This window comes from Streptomyces sp. NPDC041200, from assembly GCF_055591805.1.
Map to the genome: position 1 here is coordinate 1 of NZ_JBVIZF010000016.1, position 16,021 is coordinate 16,021.

The 16,021-nt window shown below is 73.6% G+C and carries 9 protein-coding genes; 5 read left to right on the plus strand and 4 right to left on the minus strand.

The features are described from left to right. Positions 1-137: 137 nt before the first annotated feature. The gene (locus tag ACZ6CL_RS28495; RefSeq protein WP_468940475.1) at positions 138-797 is read right to left on the minus strand and encodes a hypothetical protein; all 660 of its coding nucleotides are present in this window, start codon (positions 795-797) and stop codon (positions 138-140) included. A 293-nt stretch (positions 798-1,090) separates the two neighbouring features. On the opposite strand from ACZ6CL_RS28495, the gene ACZ6CL_RS28500 reads away from it, so the two are divergent. Together ACZ6CL_RS28500 and ACZ6CL_RS28505 are read left to right on the plus strand one after the other, a co-directional pair. Further along, positions 1,091-2,239: a rod shape-determining protein gene (locus ACZ6CL_RS28500; protein ID WP_468940477.1), complete on the plus strand. Its 1,149-nt coding sequence runs from the start codon at positions 1,091-1,093 to the stop codon at positions 2,237-2,239. 94 nt (positions 2,240-2,333) lie between these two features. After that, positions 2,334-4,517: a DUF6049 family protein gene (locus ACZ6CL_RS28505; protein ID WP_468940480.1), complete on the plus strand. Its 2,184-nt coding sequence runs from the start codon at positions 2,334-2,336 to the stop codon at positions 4,515-4,517. A 66-nt stretch (positions 4,518-4,583) separates the two neighbouring features. On the opposite strand, the gene ACZ6CL_RS28510 is transcribed toward ACZ6CL_RS28505, so the two are convergent. Next, positions 4,584-5,855 (minus strand): nucleotide sugar dehydrogenase, encoded by a 1,272-nt coding sequence (locus tag ACZ6CL_RS28510; RefSeq protein ID WP_468940481.1) that lies wholly within the window; start codon positions 5,853-5,855, stop codon positions 4,584-4,586. Positions 5,856-6,100: 245 nt separating this feature from the next. Between ACZ6CL_RS28510 and ACZ6CL_RS28515 the strand changes: the two genes are divergently transcribed. Next, positions 6,101-7,807 carry a glycerol-3-phosphate dehydrogenase/oxidase gene (locus tag ACZ6CL_RS28515; RefSeq protein ID WP_468940484.1) on the plus strand — a complete coding sequence of 569 codons (1,707 nt, stop codon included), beginning with the start codon at positions 6,101-6,103 and terminating at the stop codon, positions 7,805-7,807. A gap of 80 nt (positions 7,808-7,887) precedes the next feature. On the opposite strand, the gene ACZ6CL_RS28520 is transcribed toward ACZ6CL_RS28515, so the two are convergent. Further along, positions 7,888-9,027 carry a serine hydrolase domain-containing protein gene (locus tag ACZ6CL_RS28520; RefSeq protein ID WP_468940486.1) on the minus strand — a complete coding sequence of 380 codons (1,140 nt, stop codon included), beginning with the start codon at positions 9,025-9,027 and terminating at the stop codon, positions 7,888-7,890. Between the two features lie 212 nt (positions 9,028-9,239). On the opposite strand from ACZ6CL_RS28520, the gene ACZ6CL_RS28525 reads away from it, so the two are divergent. Both ACZ6CL_RS28525 and ACZ6CL_RS28530 read left to right on the plus strand, forming a co-directional pair. Further along, a complete protein-coding gene (locus tag ACZ6CL_RS28525; protein ID WP_468940489.1) occupies positions 9,240-11,420 on the plus strand; it encodes a serine/threonine-protein kinase in 2,181 nt (726 codons plus the stop codon). 162 nt (positions 11,421-11,582) lie between these two features. Continuing rightward, positions 11,583-14,351, plus strand: coding sequence for a protein kinase (locus tag ACZ6CL_RS28530; protein WP_468940491.1), 2,769 nt, complete (start codon positions 11,583-11,585; stop codon positions 14,349-14,351). 17 nt (positions 14,352-14,368) lie between these two features. Here the strand turns inward: ACZ6CL_RS28530 and ACZ6CL_RS28535 are convergent, their stop codons facing one another. Then, on the minus strand, positions 14,369-15,916 hold the full coding sequence (locus tag ACZ6CL_RS28535; RefSeq protein ID WP_468940493.1) for an AMP-binding protein: 1,548 nt from the start codon (positions 15,914-15,916) through the stop codon (positions 14,369-14,371). Positions 15,917-16,021 lie beyond the last annotated feature (105 nt).

Sequence of the window (16,021 nt, forward strand, 5' to 3'; positions counted from 1 at the left end):
AAACGCTCGGCTGGGAAACCCCAGCCGAGCGCCTCGCTAAGCTCCTGGCCACAACCAGCTGATCACTTGTGTTGCGACGACCCCTGGAATCCGCCATGCGGTCGGGGCCTTCCCTGTTGCGGAGGTGCGGGCTCCGGTCAGCGGTTGCTGAGCCGGAAGGCGGTGCCGGCGGCGGCCACCGGGGAGAGGATCATGAAGATCCAGGTGATCGCGTCGGCGTCTTCCTTCCAGCCGTCGAAGAGGTCGCCGAAGTGCTCGAAGAAGATCTCGTTCGCGGACGGGATGCTGGCGGAGGACGCGGCGGCGCCACCGATCTTGTCCACGTAGTTGGAGGCCGCCTCGTTCATGATCATGGCGTAGCCGTACAGCTCACCGAGGAACACGGCGGCGAGTGCCAGAACCGCGCCGACGACCCACAGCGCCATGTTGCGGCCGCCGAGTTTGAAGACCACGAAGCCGACGAGCGCGCCGAGCGCGACACCGGCGTACGCGAACTTCGTGACCTCCGGCGGGTTCGAGTCGGTGTCCGCGAGCGAGCTGAGCAGGAACGCGTACGCCAGCGCGCCGACGAGAGCGGCCACGATGGCGGCGCCGACCGCGGCGAGCGGGTTGCCCTGGCGGCCCACCTGCGGCGCGGGCGGCGGGAATCCGCCGCCGAACTGCGGCTGGGGCGCCTGCGGCTGCTGGGCCTGCGGGTAGCCGTAGCCGGGCTGCGGGGCGGCCGGCTGCTGCGGGTAACCGGCCTGCTGCTGCGGGTAACCGCCTGGCTGCTGCGGCTGCTGCCAGTTCTGGCTCATTCAAATCCCCCGGGGATGCTGGTGATTCGCGTTCAGGGACGGCCGTGACCAGGTGCGGCGACGGCAGGGAACGCGAAAGATTCGAGCCATAAAGTAACAGGAGTGCATGACAACCAGACAAGTCAGTTCTGGGGTCCGTGACATGCCTGGGACCAGATGGAGACATGGCGTCCCGGTAAAAGTGGATATTGATCCGCTATTCGGCGACGCGTGGGGAGCAGTGAGGGTCCGCACGATGGAGCGAATCTTGGCGGCGACAGGACAGAATCCGGCATAAGCAATAATGTCAACTTATGGCGCAGAACAAGTCGTTCACTGGGCGAGACATGGGCATCGACCTCGGCACCGCGAATACGCTGGTGTACCTGCGGGGCAAGGGCATCGTGCTCAACGAACCGTCGGTCGTGGCGGTCAACACGGCTGACGGCAATGTGCTGTCGGTGGGTTCGGCAGCGAAGGAGACCATGGGGCGGACCCCGACGAACATTGTCGCCGTTCGACCGCTCCGGGATGGGGTCATCGCCGATTTTGAGGTAGCCGAGCGCATGCTGCGGTACTTCATCAAGAAGGTGATGGGCAGCCGTCGGCTGGCCCGGCCCCGCGTCGTCGTCTGTGTGCCGTCCGGCATCACCGGCGTCGAGCGGCGCGCGGTGATGGAGGCCGCGACCCAGGCCGGAGCGCGGCAGGTGCATCTGGTCGAGGAGCCCATCGCGGCGGCGATCGGCGCGGGCCTGCCGGTGAGCGAGCCCACCGGGTCGATGGTCGTCGACATCGGCGGCGGTACGACGGAAGTGGCCGTTGTCTCGTTGGGAGGAATCGTCACGGCGCGCTCGGTGCGCACGGCGGGCGACGCGATGGACGTGGCGATCAGCACGTACGTCAAGAAGCAGTACGCGCTGGCCATCGGCGAGCGCACCGCCGAGGAGATCAAGGTTTCCATCGGGTCCGCCTCACCGACCGGCTCCTGGTCGGCGCCGCGCGCCGGAGCGGCCGTCCGGATGACCGAGCGCAACGTCGAAGTGCTCGACAGCGGGGACAACGAGGACACCCAGGCCCTGTTGCCGCCCGACCGCTGCACCATCCGCGGCCGGGACCAGGCCACCGGGCTGCCCAAGGTCCTCGAACTCACCGCGGACGAGGTGCGGCACGCGCTCGCCGAGCCGGTGGACAGCATCGTCGCAGCCGTCCGGTCCACGCTGGACGAGACCCCGCCGGAGCTGGCGGGCGACATCATGGACCGTGGCATCGTGCTCACCGGCGGCGGCGCGCTGCTGCGCGGTCTGGACGTGCGGCTCGGCCGCGAGCTGGACATCCCGGTGCTGGTCGCCGACGACCCGCTGGACTGCGTCGCCGTCGGCACCGGGCGCTGTGTCGAGGACTTCGCGTCCCTGCGCGCCGCGATGGACGCCAGTCCGCGCCGCTCCGACACCGTGCGGGTCTGACACCACCATCGGGCCTCCCCGGCATGCGGCCCGGGAGCCACCGTGGTGCGCTGGTGACCGGACCGGTGCGTCAGGCGGGAGGTACGGCGGCGAGGTGACGGCAGGAGCACGGGCGTACGGGTGGACGATCGCCGTGGCGGTCGCGCTGCTCCTGCCCGGCGGGCCCGCCACCGCCGCCCCCGCCCCGGTCGCCCTCCGGGTCCCGGCCGCCCTCCGGAACGCCCCCGTCCCGCGCCCGTACCCCCTTGCCGTCGAACTGCGGTCGCTGAGCCCCGCCGTGATCCGCCACGACGGCGAGATCAGGGTCAGCGGCACCGTCATCAACACCTCCGGGCGGCGGATCACCGGCGCCCATATCGGCCTGCGCATCGGCGCGGCCGGGGCCGCCGACACCCGCGGCGCCCTCGCCGTCCACGCCGCGCGCACCGTCCTGACCCGCGCCGACGGTCCCGAACTCGACGGCCACACCGCCCGCCTAGCCCGGCTCGACGCCCACGCCGGGCGCCGCTTCGACCTCACCGTGCCCGTCTCCGGCCTGGGGCTGGAGGGCGCGGGCGCGTACCCCCTCACCGTGACCGCCGCCGGTGCGGACGGCACGGTGCTCGGCCTGACCCGTGGCCAGCTGCCCGTCTACCCCGACGGCAGCGGCCTGCGGCGGCTGCGCACCACCGTTCTGTGGCCCCTCACCGACGTCCCGCACATGGAAGCGCTGACGCGGCGCACCGGCGACGACAGCGTGCTGCCGGTCTTCCGCGACGACGCGCTGACCGCCGCGTTCGGCCCCGGCGGGCGGCTGCGGCGGCTGGTCGAACTGGGCGAGGACGAGCCGGTGACCTGGGCGATCGACCCCGATCTGATCGTCCAGGCGCAGGCCATGGTGCGCGGCTACCGGGTGGCCCGCACGCCCGGCAGCAGCGATCCGCAGGAGGCCGGTCCCGGCCGGGGCGGCAAGGCGGCGGCCGGGTGGCTGGCCGCGCTGCGCAAGGCGGTACGCGGCCGGGACGTGGTCGTCCTGCCCTACGCGGACCCCGATCTGGCCTCGCTCGCCCGAGGCGGCGACCCCGCGCTCGCCGCGCTGCTGCGCCGCGCGTCCGCCACCGGCACCGTGGTGGTGAACCGGGCGCTCGGTGTCCGCGCCCGCGACGGGCTGGCCTGGCCCGCGGGCGGCGCGCTCGACGCCGGGACGGCCGCATACGCGCGGCGGCTCGGCCTGGCCACGGTGCTCGCCTCAGGACCGGGGCCCGGCCCGTACGGCGCGTCGCTCGTCGCCGGGGGCGCCACGGACGACGGGGCGGTCGCCATCGGCGGCGGGAGCACCGCGCTGACGTACGACGCGACCATCGCCTCCCTGCTGTTCCGCAGCCACCCCGCCACGGGCGCCGCCGGTGAGTCCGCCCGGCTCGCGCTGCGGCAGCGGCTGCTGGCCGAGACCCTGACGGCCGTACGGGAGCTGCCGTACGCGGCGCGCGACCTGGTCGTCGTACCGCCGCGCCGGATGCCCGCCGGGGTCGCGCGGACGCTGCTCTCGGCGCTGGCCGCGGGTCAGGAGGCGGGCTGGCTGGAGCCGTCGCGGTTCGAGGTGGCGCTGCGGGAGCCGGAGCCGGGGGAGTTGCCGGACGGCGGCGGCCATCCGGCCGCGCTGCGCGCCTCCGAGCTGCCGCCGGAGCGGGTGGCGGCGGTCGCCCGGGACCGGCGGGCGCTGCGCGCGCTGGCGATGGTGCTGTCCGACGCGCGGGCCACGGTGGCGTCGGTGCGCGCGGCGCTGGCCCGGTCCGTGTCCACGGGGTGGCGGGGTGACGCGGCGGGGGCGCGCGCGTACCAGGAGGGCGTGGCCCGCTACCTGCGCGCGTCGATCGCCTCGGTGCGGCTGGTGCCCAAGTCGAGGGTGGTGGTGACCGGGGGCAACGCGACCATCCCGGTCACGGTCGCCAACGGGCTGCAGCAGGATCTCACCGGGGTCGAGCTGCGGGTGGTCTCCAGCCGCCCGGAGCGGGCCCGCGCGGTCGACCGCGCCGTGGCGGTGCGGGCGTCGCGGGCGGTGAGCCGAACGGTACGGGTCCGGGTGAGCGCGCACGCGAACGGCCCGGTGCGGCTCACCGCCCAGCTCCACACCCGCGCCGACGGGCGTCCGTGGGGAGCACCGATGACGTTCACCGCCGAGGTGCGCTCGGTGCCGTCGGGCGCGGTCGCGTTCGTGGCGGGCGGGGTGGCGCTGATCGTCCTGGCGGCGGCGCTGCGCCTGCGGGCGGCACGGCGGCGCGAGGGCGGTGGCGGGTGACGCGGCGCCGGGGCGGCGGCGCCGCGCCGTGCGGCGGCCCGTGGGGTGCCCGTGGGCCGGGGGCCGCTACAGCCGGTGGGCGGTGCCCGCCGGGCTCGCGCCGCGGGTGTCCAGGAGCAGCTGGGCCTTGGCCGCCAGGCCTTGGAGGTCGTACGTGCGGTGGTGCTGCAGCAGGACGGTCAGGTCGGCCTCGGCCACCGCCTCGTACACCGCGTCCGCGCGCGGCACCGGGCGGCCGAGGACGCGCCAGCCCGGCACATACGGGTCGTGGTAGCCCAGCTGGGCGCCCAGCTCCATCAGGCGGGCGGCGATCTCACGGGCCGGGGAGCCCTCCTCGTCCGCCACGTCCGGCTTGTAGCTGACGCCGAGCAGCAGGACGTGGGCGCCGCGCGCCGACTTGCCGTGCTCGTTGAGGAGCGCCGTACAGCGCCGGGTGACGTAGCCCGGCATCCGCCCGTTGACCTGCCGCGCCAGCTCGACCATGCGCAGCGGGAGGCCGAGCCCGCGCTGCGGGTGCGTCATCCGGTCGCATTCGATGGGTGCGCCGTGGCCGCCGACGCCGGGGCCGGGGCGGAAGGACTGGAAGCCGAACGGCTTGGTCTCGGCGCAGCGCACCACGTCCCACAGGTCGACGCCGTTGTCGTGGCAGAACGCCGCCATCTCGTTGACCAGGGCGATGTTGACGTGCCGGTAGTTGGTCTCCAGGACCTTCACGGTCTCGGCCTCGCGCGGCCCGCGGGCGCGGACGACCTTCTCGGTGAGGCGGCCGTAGAACGCGGCGGCCGCCTCGGTGCAGGCGGCGGTGAGACCGCCGATGACCTTGGGGGTGTTGGCGTAGCCGTAGACGCGGTTGCCGGGGTCGAGGCGGCCGGGGGAGTACGCGAGGTGGAAGTCGCGCCCGGCCCGCAGCCCGGACCCCTCCTCCAGCAGCGGACGCAGGAATTCCTCGGTGCTGCCGGGGTACACGGTGGATTCCAGCAGAACAGTGGTGTGCGGGCGCAGCCGCCCCGCCAGTGTGCGCGCCGCCTCGCCGACCGCGGACAGATCCAGCCTGTGGTCCTCGCCGAGCGGGGTGGGGGAACAGATCACGGCGGTGCGGACCCGGCCCAGCTCGGCCGGGTCGGTGGTGGTCCGGAAGCCGCCGGAGATCATCCGGCGCAGTTCGGCGGCGGTCAGCGAACCGTCGCCCGCCCCGGTGGGCAGCCGCCCCGCCCGCAGCTCGTCGGCGGCCCGCGAGTCCGGGTCGTAGCCGATCGTACGGACACCGGCGGCGGTGGCGGCCTGGGCGAGCGGGAGGCCGAGATGGCCGAGTCCGATGACGGCGAGATCTGCGGGCATGACTTCGAGCCGTCCTTCCCGAGGCGATTCCGGATGGCGCAAAGGCAGACTAAGCGGAAATATGACTCGTATTCAGTATTGACGGAGGATGGCGACGCGGTGTTGCGGTCACCGGCAGGGGACAGCCCGCGTGGCGGCCCGCCCAGGGCGCGGACCGGCATGGCACAGCGGCATGGCACGGCGAGGAGAAAGCCAGGAAAATCGGCAGGCGAGCGTCGTGACGTCGATCACTACGGGAGGCAGCGGTGAACACACCGGCACTGGGACCGGCCGAGCGCGGTCAGGCGCTGGCCCGGATGGCGGACCGTGAGCTGGACGTGCTGGTCGTGGGCGGCGGCGTGGTCGGCGCGGGCACCGCGCTCGACGCCGCGACCCGCGGCCTGGAGACCGGCCTCGTCGAGTCCAGGGACTGGGCCTCCGGCACCTCCAGCCGCTCCAGCAAACTGGTCCACGGCGGTCTGCGCTACCTGGAGATGCTCGACTTCGCCCTCGTCAGAGAGGCGCTGAAGGAGCGCGGACTGCTGCTGGAGCGGATCGCCCCGCACCTGGTCAAGCCCGTCCCGTTCCTCTATCCGCTCAAGCACCGGGGCTGGGAGCGGGCGTACGCCGGGGCGGGCGTCGCGCTCTACGACGCGATGTCGATCTCCTCCGGGCACGGCCGCGGGCTGCCCGTCCACCGCCATCTCTCCCGCACCCGCGCGCTGCGCGTCGCCCCCTGCCTGCGCAAGGACGCCCTGGTCGGAGCGCTCCAGTACTACGACGCCCAGGTGGACGACGCGCGCTTCGTCACCTCCCTGGTGCGCACCGCCGCCCGGTACGGCGCGCAGGTCGCCAACCGGGCCCGGGTGGTCGGCTTCCTGCGCGAGGGGGCGCGCGTCGTCGGGGCCCGGGTGCACGATCTGGAGCAGGGCGGCGAGTTCGAGGTCCGGGCCCGCCAGGTGGTGAACGCCAGTGGGGTGTGGACGGACGAGACGCAGGCGCTGATCGGGGAGCGGGGCCAGTTCCACGTCCGCGCGTCCAAGGGCATCCACCTGGTCGTGCCCCGGGACCGTATCCACTCCACGACCGGGCTGATCCTGCGCACCGAGAAGAGCGTGCTGTTCGTGATCCCGTGGGGGCGGCACTGGATCATCGGCACCACCGACACCGGCTGGGACCTCGACAAGGCGCATCCGGCCGCGTCCAGCGCCGACATCGACTATCTGCTGGAGCACGTCAACGAGGTGCTCGCGGTGCCGCTGACCCGCGACGACGTCGAAGGCGTCTACGCCGGGCTGCGCCCGCTGCTGGCCGGGGAGTCGGACGCGACCAGCAAGCTCTCGCGCGAGCACACGGTCGCCCATCCGGTGCCGGGCCTGGTGGTGGTCGCGGGCGGCAAGTACACGACGTACCGGGTCATGGCCAAGGACGCCGTGGACGAGGCGGTGCACGGCCTCGACCGGCGGGTCGGGCCGTGCGTCACCGAGGAGGTGCCGCTGGTCGGTGCCGTCGGCTACACGGCGCTGTGGAACGCGCGGGCGCGCATGGCCAAGCGCACCGGGCTGCACGTCGCCCGCGTCGAACACCTGCTGAACCGGTACGGCGCGCTCGCCGAGGAGGTGCTGGAGCTGATCGCCGCCGATCCGTCGCTCGCCGAACCGCTCACCGCCGCCGATGACTATCTGCGCGCCGAGGTCGTCTACGCCGCCTCCCACGAGGGCGCCCGCCACCTGGACGATGTCCTCACCCGGCGCACCCGCATCTCCATCGAGACCTTCGACCGGGGCACCCGTGGCGCCCGCGAGGCGGCCGAGCTGATGGCGCCGGTGCTGGGCTGGGGGCCGGAGCAGACCGACAAGGAGGTCGAGCACTACGAGAAGCGGGTGGAGGCGGAGCGCGAATCGCAGCGGCAGCCGGACGATCTGACGGCGGACGCGGCCCGGCTGGGCGCCCCGGACATCGTGCCGCTGTAGCCCGCGCGGGCCTGCCGGAGGGGCGCCGGGGCACCTGGGCGCCCGGGCACCCGGGCGCGGGGATCGCCTGGATGCCGGGATCACCGGTCCGGGCAGAACTCCGCCGTGAGCAGGGCCGTCTCGGCGTCCGGGGCCGGCGGCCCGGCGCTGTTGAGGCGGTAGACGAGGGTGTGGCGGCCGTCGCGGGTGGCCACGGCCAGCGCGTACGAGCCGCCCACCTGCCCGTTGTGCCCCCAGACCGTCGTCCCGCACGGCAGCCTCACCGGGAACAGGCCCATGCCGTACCGGCCGCCGGACGCCGAGGTGTCCTCCATCCGCCGCAGCTGGGCCCGCGGCATCGCCTTGCCGCGCAGCAGCGAGCCGAGCAGCCGGGACAGATCGTCCAGCGTGGATATCATCTCGCCCGCCGCACCGGCCGACGAGGGATCGAGGTCGGTGACGTCGCGCCAGGCGCCGCCCCGGTCGTCGTACCCGTGGCCGTGCGGGGCCGGGAGGGTGGTGCGGGTGCCGGGGAACGAGGTGTCGCGCAGCGCGAGCGGAGCGAGCACCCGGCGCCGGGCCTCGGCGGCGTACGGGCGCCCGGTGACCCGCTCGACGACCATGCCCAGCAGCACGTAGTTGGTGTTGGAGTAATGCCACGTCGCCCCGGGCGCGAACGCGGGCCGGTGGGTGAGGGCGGTCCGTACGAGGGAGGCGGGGCTGTGCGTCGCCGTGCTGTTCGCGGCGGACAGCTGACGCGCCAGCACCGGGTCGGCGGTGTAGTCGAAGAGCCCGCTGGTGTGGGTGAGGAGCTGGCGCAGGGTGATTTTTCGGCCATTGTTGCCCTGCCCGCGTATCAGCCCCGGCAGATGCTTCTCGACGGGATCGGACAGGTCGAGCCTGCCCTCGGCGGCCAGCCGCAGCGTCAGCGCCGCGATGACGGTCTTGGTGACGCTGCCCGCGCGGAAGTGATCGTCCCGCTCGATGCGCCGCCCGCTCCGGGTGTCCGCGACCCCCGCCGTGGCGAACCGGGCCGCGCCCCCGTCTCGGACCAGCACCGCGGCGCCAGGCGCCTCGCCGTCGGTCACCAGCCGCCGCAGGGCCGCCGTGACGGCGCGGCGCTCCTCCCGCGCGGCGGCCTTCCGGCTGTCACCGCCCACGCTCGCGCGGGCGTCCGCGTCCGCCGTACAGCCCGTCAGCGCGACGCCCATGGCCGCGACCAGCGCCACAGCGGTCGGCATCCGGCCTCGCCTGTGCCATCGTATGGCGGAGATGGGCATGACACGGGCCTTTCCGTTTCCTGCGGACCCTCCGATGTTCGCAGGTGCCGGGACGGCCGCCGCACCGTGCCCGCTCCACGCCCGGACCCCGGGCTTTCCCGGGGTCGTGGATGAGAGACAATGGGGGCTCTCCCAGGGTGGGTTCAGGGTGGGTTGATTCGCAGAGGGGTCGCATGTCGGAGGCTGAGAAGACGCAGGGTTCGACTGGGCGCCTCCTCGCCGGGCGTTACCGGCTGGGGGAGATCCTCGGTCAGGGCGGCATGGGCACGGTCTGGCGCGCGAGCGACCAGACCCTCGGCCGTACGGTCGCGGTCAAGGAGTTGCGCTTCCCGTCCAGCGTCGAGGAAGACGAGAAGAGACGGCTCATCACCCGCACGCTGCGCGAGGCGAAGGCGATCGCCCGGATCCGCAGCAACGGTGCCGTCACCGTCTACGACGTGGTCGACGAGGACGACCGCCCCTGGATCGTCATGGAGCTGATCGAGGGCCGTTCGCTCGCCGATGTCGTCCGGGACGACGGGCCGCTCACCCCGCAGCGCGCCGCCGAGGTCGGGCTCGCCGTCCTCGACGTGCTGCGCGCCGCGCACCAGTCGGGCATCCTGCACCGCGACGTGAAGCCGTCCAACGTGCTGATCTCGGACGACGGCCGCGTCGTCCTCACCGACTTCGGCATCGCCCAGGTCGAGGGCGACCCGTCCGTCACCTCCACCGGCATGCTCGTCGGCGCGCCCTCCTACATCTCCCCGGAGCGCGCCCGCGGCCACAAGCCCGGCCCGCCGTCCGACCTGTGGTCGCTGGGCGGCCTGCTGTACGCGTCGGTCGAGGGCGTACCGCCGTACGACAAGAGCACGGCCATAGCGACCCTCACCGCCGTGATGACCGAGCCGGTCGAGCCGCCGAAGAACGCGGGCCCGCTGGAGGAGGTCATCTACGGTCTGCTGACCAAGGACCCCGACCAGCGGCTGGACGACGCGGGGGCGCGGGCGCTGCTGGAGCACGCCCTGAGCGCCCCGGAGGACACGTCGAAGTCGGTCCCCGCCGACGCGACCCGCACGATGACCCTGCCGCCCGCCCCCTCGGCGGAGGACGAGGCGGCCGCGGAGGTCAAGTCCGCGGCGGTCGCGGAGCGCGCCCGGGGTGCGCTGAAGTCCGTACGGAACGCGAAGGCCGACCAGAAGGCGGCCCCGGCGAAGAAGCCGGAGACGGCGAAGAAGGCCGAGTCCTCCTCGAAGTCCGCGGGGTCCACGAAGTCCGCCGGGTCCGCCGCGGCCTCACCGTCTTCGAAGTCCGCCGGGTCCGCCGGGTCTTCGAAGGCCACGAAGGCATCGGACTCCTCGAAGCCTTCGATGTCCTGGCCGTCCTCTGGGTCCTCGGGGGCCTTGGGGTCCTCGGGGCCCTCGAAGAAGGGGGAGGCCGCCGCCGGTTCGGCTTCTTCCGGTTCCGCTTCCGCTTCCTCTTCGTCCTCCGCTGCCGGGCAGCCCGACGGCGGGTCCAGCCCGTACCGTCCGGTGCCGCCGCGCGCGCCGATCACCGATGTGGTGTCCAAGCGGACGCTGATCATCATCGCGGTGGTCGTGGTCGTCATCGTGGGCACCGTGCTCGCCATCGCCTTCAGCGGCGACGGCGAAAAGTCCAAGGGAGCGTCCGGTGCCAAGGCGTCGGCCTCGGCCGGGGCGTCGGACGACCGGCGGAGCGGCAAGGACGCCGGAGCGTCCGGCGGGACGAACAGCCCGGCCCCGGACGGCAAGACGTCCGGCGGTTCGACGGAACAGACCGACGCCGAGAAGTCCAAGGGCGGCGACGCGGACGACGACGGCGGCAAGAGCAAGGACGAGGGCAAGGGCGGAAGCGGGGACGACGGCGGAAGCGGCGGCAAGGAGCAGGGCAAGGGCGCCTCCGTGCCGGGCGGCTACGAGACCGTCAACAGCTCCGACTTCCCCTTCACCATGGCGATGCCCAAGGGATGGTCGGTGCACAGCGGGAGCTACAGCGGCAGCCGAAAGTACTACGGCGGCTCCAGCATCCCGCGTATCCAGATCGACTTCACCTCTTCCCCGAAGCCGGACGCGGCGGCCGAGTGGCGCAAGGGCGAGGCCGCCGCGCGGAGCAGCATGTCCGGGTACAAGGGCCTCGGCATCAAGTCGGTCGAGTGGCGGGGCTACCCGACCGTCGCGGACTGGCGGTTCGAGCGTGACCAGGACGGCAAGCACGTACGGGTGCTCAACCGCGGCTTCAAGGTGGACGACAGCCACGGCTTCTCCATCATGATCACGTGCGAGGCGAGCAAGTGGGACGAGAAGGAGTGCCGGACGCTGCGCGACACCGCCTTCAAAACCTTCGACATCACGGACTGAGCACTCCTGTCGGCGAAGCGTCGCGGGGGCCCGTATCGTGAGTGCCCGTAGACCGTGCGCAGTCGCATGAACCCGCCAAAACGACCACAATTGACGGTTCAGCGCTGTGCTGATCGCATAAAGGGACGTTGAACGCGCTGGTCGTGCGCGAGGGGAGGCGTCGTGGACGAGTACGCGGGCCGGGTGCTGGCCGACCGCTATCGCCTGCCCGTGCCGCCCGCCGACGAGTACGAGTTCACCGAGACCCGCGCCTTCGACACCTACAGCGGGCAACCGGTCCATCTGCGGCAGATACCGCTTCCGGAGGTCGTCGACGCCGAAGTCGTCGACGACGACGGCCACCTGGGCGGGGCGCTGAGCGGGGCGTCCCGTACCGCCCGGGGCACGGGCGACCCGGTCGTGCGGCGCGCCCTGGACGCGGCGACGGCGGCGGCGCAGATCCCCGACCACCCGGCGCTCGGCCAGGTCTTCCACGTCTTCACGGAGGCCGGAAGCCTGTGGATCGTCAGCGAACTCGTCGCCGGGCGCCCGCTCGCCGCGCTGCTCGCCGAGCAGAATCTGTCCCCGCACCGCGCCGCCGAGGTCGCCAGCGATGTGCTGACGGCGCTCCGCGCGCTCCACGCCCACGGCTGGACGCACCGCAACATCACCGCCCGCACGGTGCTGTTGTGCGACGACGGCCGCGCGATGCTGACGGGCCTGGCGGCGGGCGCGGCGGAGGAGGCGCTGTGCGGCTACGACCCGGTGCCGAGGCCGCCGGGCGGGGGCGCGGACATGTCGCCGCCGAAGGCGGCCGATGAGGACGAGGCGTACGGCGGCGCGCCCACCGCCACCCCCACCCCCACCGCCGCTCCCACCCCGGCCCTGCCGCACGGCTACGAGAGCGCCGACCCACACCAGCGCCCCGGCGCGCGGGGCCCCGGTTACCACGATCAGGGCCCGGTCTACCGCGACCAGGGCGCGGCGGGCGGCTTCCCCGCTCCGCGCGGCGCGGGCGAGTTCGGTGAGGGGCCCGGGGCGTACGGATATCCGGAGTCGGCCGGGTCGGCCGGACCACATGAGCACCACGGCCGCCGCCCGGACCTCAACGGCCTCGGCAGCGGCATCGAGACCGGCACCGGCACCGGCTTTGGTGCCGCGCCGGGTGCCTGGGACGGGCCGGAACCGGAAGCCGATTGGGTTGCCGACGGGACCGGGCACATCCCGGCGCAGGGCGCGGGAGACGACCCCCAGGGCGGCGTCGCGGACGATGTGCAGGGGGCGGCCGCGCGCGCGGCGCGGGCGAAGGCCATCGCCGCGTACGCGGCGGGAGCCCGCGCGGCCGCCGCACGGGCCGACGCCGACGCCCCCCAGCACCCCGCCCCTGCCCCCACGCCCGCCCCCGCTCAGGAGCCGGGGCCGCTTACGGGCGGTGCGTCCTGGCCCGCCTCCGCCTCCGGTTTCGATTCCGCTTCCGCTTCTGCTTCTCGTTCTGTTTCTGGTTCCGTTTCCCACGCGCCGGAAGGCGCCGCGGTGCCCCGGCAGCCGAACGGCGAGGCCGGTGGCGGGTCCTGGGACAGCGGCGGCCCGGCGGACGGCGACCCGCCGCGCGGCCCCGCCACCGCGCTCGCCGCCGAACGGGCCCGGCAGGCGCGGATCGTCGTGGTCGGCGCCGTCACCGAGCGCTGGGCGCCCGAGCAGGCCGGACCCGTCCACGAGAACTGGCAGCTGGCGCCGCCCGTCGGCCCGGCCGCCGACCTGTGGGCACTCGGCGTGCTGCTCTTCCGCGCCGTCCAGGGCCACGCCCCGTACCCCGAGGAGAACGCCGCCGAGCTGGTGCAGATGGTGTGCGCGGAGGCACCCGCGTACGCGGAGGAGTGCGGTCCGCTGCGCCCCGTCGTCGAGTCGCTGATGCGCCAGGACCCCACCGAGCGGCCCGGCTTCGAGGAGCTGCGCGGCTGGCTGCGCTCGCTGATCAGGTCGGCGCCGGAACCGGACGTCGGCAGCAGCACGGTCACCGTTCCGTCGATCGGTCCGGGCGGGGCGTCGGACCCCAGTCGGCTGCCGATCGTGCGCCGCCGCGGCTGGCTGGTGCGCAAGGGCCGGGGCCGCCCCGAGCGGGTGCGCCAGGACCGGGGCCGTCCCGAGCGCGCGGCGACCGCGCACGGGCGGCACAAGCGGGCGAAGCAGCCCGCACGGGAACCGGGCCCGGCCCCGCGAGCGGAGCAGCCCTCCGGCCGCAAGCCGCGCAGGCTGGGGCGGATGCTGCTCCTGCTGATACTGCTGGGCCTGGCGGCGGCGGTGCTGTACGCGGTGATGTTCATGCCGCGCGCCGAGGACACGGGCAGCCAGGACCGTACGGGGTCGGCGGGCGCCGGGAGCCCGGCGCCCAGCGCTCCCCACGACCCGGCGCCGAACGACGACAGCGGGAAGGGCGAGGGCGGCGGCACGGCGGACCCGGGCTCCGACGAACCCCAGTCCACCGAACCGGCCGGTCTCGCCAAGGGCTTCGCGGTCCGCAAGGACCCCAAGGGCTTCACCGTCGCCGTCGACGAGGACTGGACCCGGCGCGGCGAGAACGCGCGCGGGCAGGTCCGCTACCTCGGCGGCGACATCGAGCTGGTGATCGTGGCCGGGCGCGACACGGTGTCCGCCTACGGCTCGGACCCGATGGCGTACCAGCAGAACCGGGAGGCCGAACTGGCCGCCTTCCGCGACTCGGCGTGGGCGTCGTCCTCCGGGCTGAAGCGGATCGACGTCGGGCGGACGGCGATGGCCGAGGGCCAGTTCAGCTGGCGGGACAGCAGCGGCCGCGATGTGTACGCGCGCAACCTGGCGATGCTGATCGGCGGGCGCTATCACGTGGTCCTGGCGATAGGCCCGGCCGATGAGCGCCGTGCGGTGAACCAGCACTTCGAGCAGGCGACAGCCACGTACAGCACGACGGGCTGACCACCGGCTGGCACCCCCTAGCGGACCGCGCCCCCGAACCGCTCCCGCAGCCGGTACTTCAGCACCTTCCGCAGCGTCTCGTTCCGCGGCAGCGCGTCCACCACCTCCACCCTCTCCGGCACCTTGTGCACCGACAGCCCCACGTCCCGCAGATACGCCCCGACGCCCTCCACCGTCAGCGGCGCCGCCCCCACCGGCTGCTCCACGACGGCGCACACCACCTCGCCGCGCTCCGCGTCCGGCAGTCCGATCACCGCCACATCCCCCACATCCGGATGCCGGTACAGCAGTTGCTCGATCTCCTTCGCGGAAATGTTCTCGCCCTTACGGATGATGATGTCCTTGGCGCGCCCCGTGAGCACGAGATGACCGCTTGCCGTCAGATGGCCGAGATCGCCGGTGCGGAAGAAGCCGTCCGCGTCGAACGCCTCCCGGGTCTGCGCCTCGTCCAGATATCCGGCGCACACCGCCTCACCCCGCAGCCGCACCTCCCCGTCCACGACGCGGATCTCCATTTCCGCGGGCGGGCGGCCCTCCGTCGTCGCCAGCAGTTCGTCACCGTCGTCCGGCGACCCCATCGTGATCATGGGGACCTCGGTCATCCCGTACCCGTGGGTGAGGTGGCACCCCAGCTCCCGCACCACCTCGTAGTACAGCTCGGGCGGCTTGGGGGCGCCGCCACCGGCCAGCAGCCGCAGCGTCGGAATGAGCTTGTGGGCGGGGTCCTTGCGCTGCTCGGCCAGGAACATGGAGTAGAAGGCGGTGCTGCCGCCCGCGACCGTCACCCCGTGCCGCCGGTACGCGGCCAGCGAGTCCGGCAGCGCGAAGTGCTCCAGCAGCACGGCGGGGAAGCCGTACAGCAGCAGCATCACCGTGTAGTCGGGCCCGGCGACATGGGCGTACGGGAAGGCCATCGAGCCGACGTCGTCGGGTCTCAGCCGCAGCGCGTGGGCGAGACAGGAACCCGCGGCGATGAGGCTGCGGTCGGTGTGCAGCACGCCCTTGGGGTCGGAGGTGGTGCCCGAGGTCCAGTAGATCCAGCGGACGGCGGTCCCGTCGGTGGGCGGCGGCGGCAGCTTGGCCGCCTTCGGGTCGGCGACCGGAAGCGCGTCGTACGCCTCGAAGACGTGCGGCGGCTGCGGCAGCCGGGCGCCCAGCCGGTGCGCCATCGCCGCATGGTCGAAGCCGCGCCAGACCCCGGGAACGGCGAAGAACCGCGCGCCGGACGCCCGGAGCGCGTACCCCACCTCGCGGTCGCGGTAGTACGGGATGAGCGGGGTCTGTACGGCGCCCAGCCGGGCCAGCGCCATGGTCAGCACGACCGTCTCCAGCCGGGTGGGCAGCTGCCAGGCGACCCGGCTGCCGGGGCCCACCCCCATCGCGTACAGCCCGGCCGCCGTGCGCTCCGCGCGGGTGAGCAGGGCGCGGAAGGTCAGCCTCCGGTCGTGACGGCCGCTCGCGGCGGCCTGGATCAGCGCGGTGGCGTCCGGGGTGAGCGCGGCGCGCCGCTCCAGCAGTTCCCAGAGCGTCGCGGATGTGCCGAGGGCGTGTGCGGTGTCGGTCATCCCGGCCTCCCGATGGACCCATCAACCTGACGAGTAGTCAGATAATGCGGGAAGCGTAAGGCCGTCCGTCTTGTCGGTCCAGGGGGTGCGGATTAGCCTTCCCCT

What these genes read in the sequence shown, in the direction of transcription:
- ACZ6CL_RS28510 (WP_468940481.1), bottom strand. Translation starts at nt 5,855, where the DNA reads ATGCCCGCAGATCTCGCCGTCATCGGACTCGGCCATCTCGGCCTCCCG.
- ACZ6CL_RS28495 (WP_468940475.1), bottom strand. Translation starts at nt 797, where the DNA reads ATGAGCCAGAACTGGCAGCAGCCGCAGCAGCCAGGCGGTTACCCGCAG.
- ACZ6CL_RS28520 (WP_468940486.1), bottom strand. Translation starts at nt 9,027, where the DNA reads ATGCCGACCGCTGTGGCGCTGGTCGCGGCCATGGGCGTCGCGCTGACG.
- ACZ6CL_RS28535 (WP_468940493.1), bottom strand. Translation starts at nt 15,916, where the DNA reads ATGACCGACACCGCACACGCCCTCGGCACATCCGCGACGCTCTGGGAA.
- ACZ6CL_RS28500 (WP_468940477.1), top strand. Translation starts at nt 1,091, where the DNA reads ATGGCGCAGAACAAGTCGTTCACTGGGCGAGACATGGGCATCGACCTC.
- ACZ6CL_RS28525 (WP_468940489.1), top strand. Translation starts at nt 9,240, where the DNA reads ATGTCGGAGGCTGAGAAGACGCAGGGTTCGACTGGGCGCCTCCTCGCC.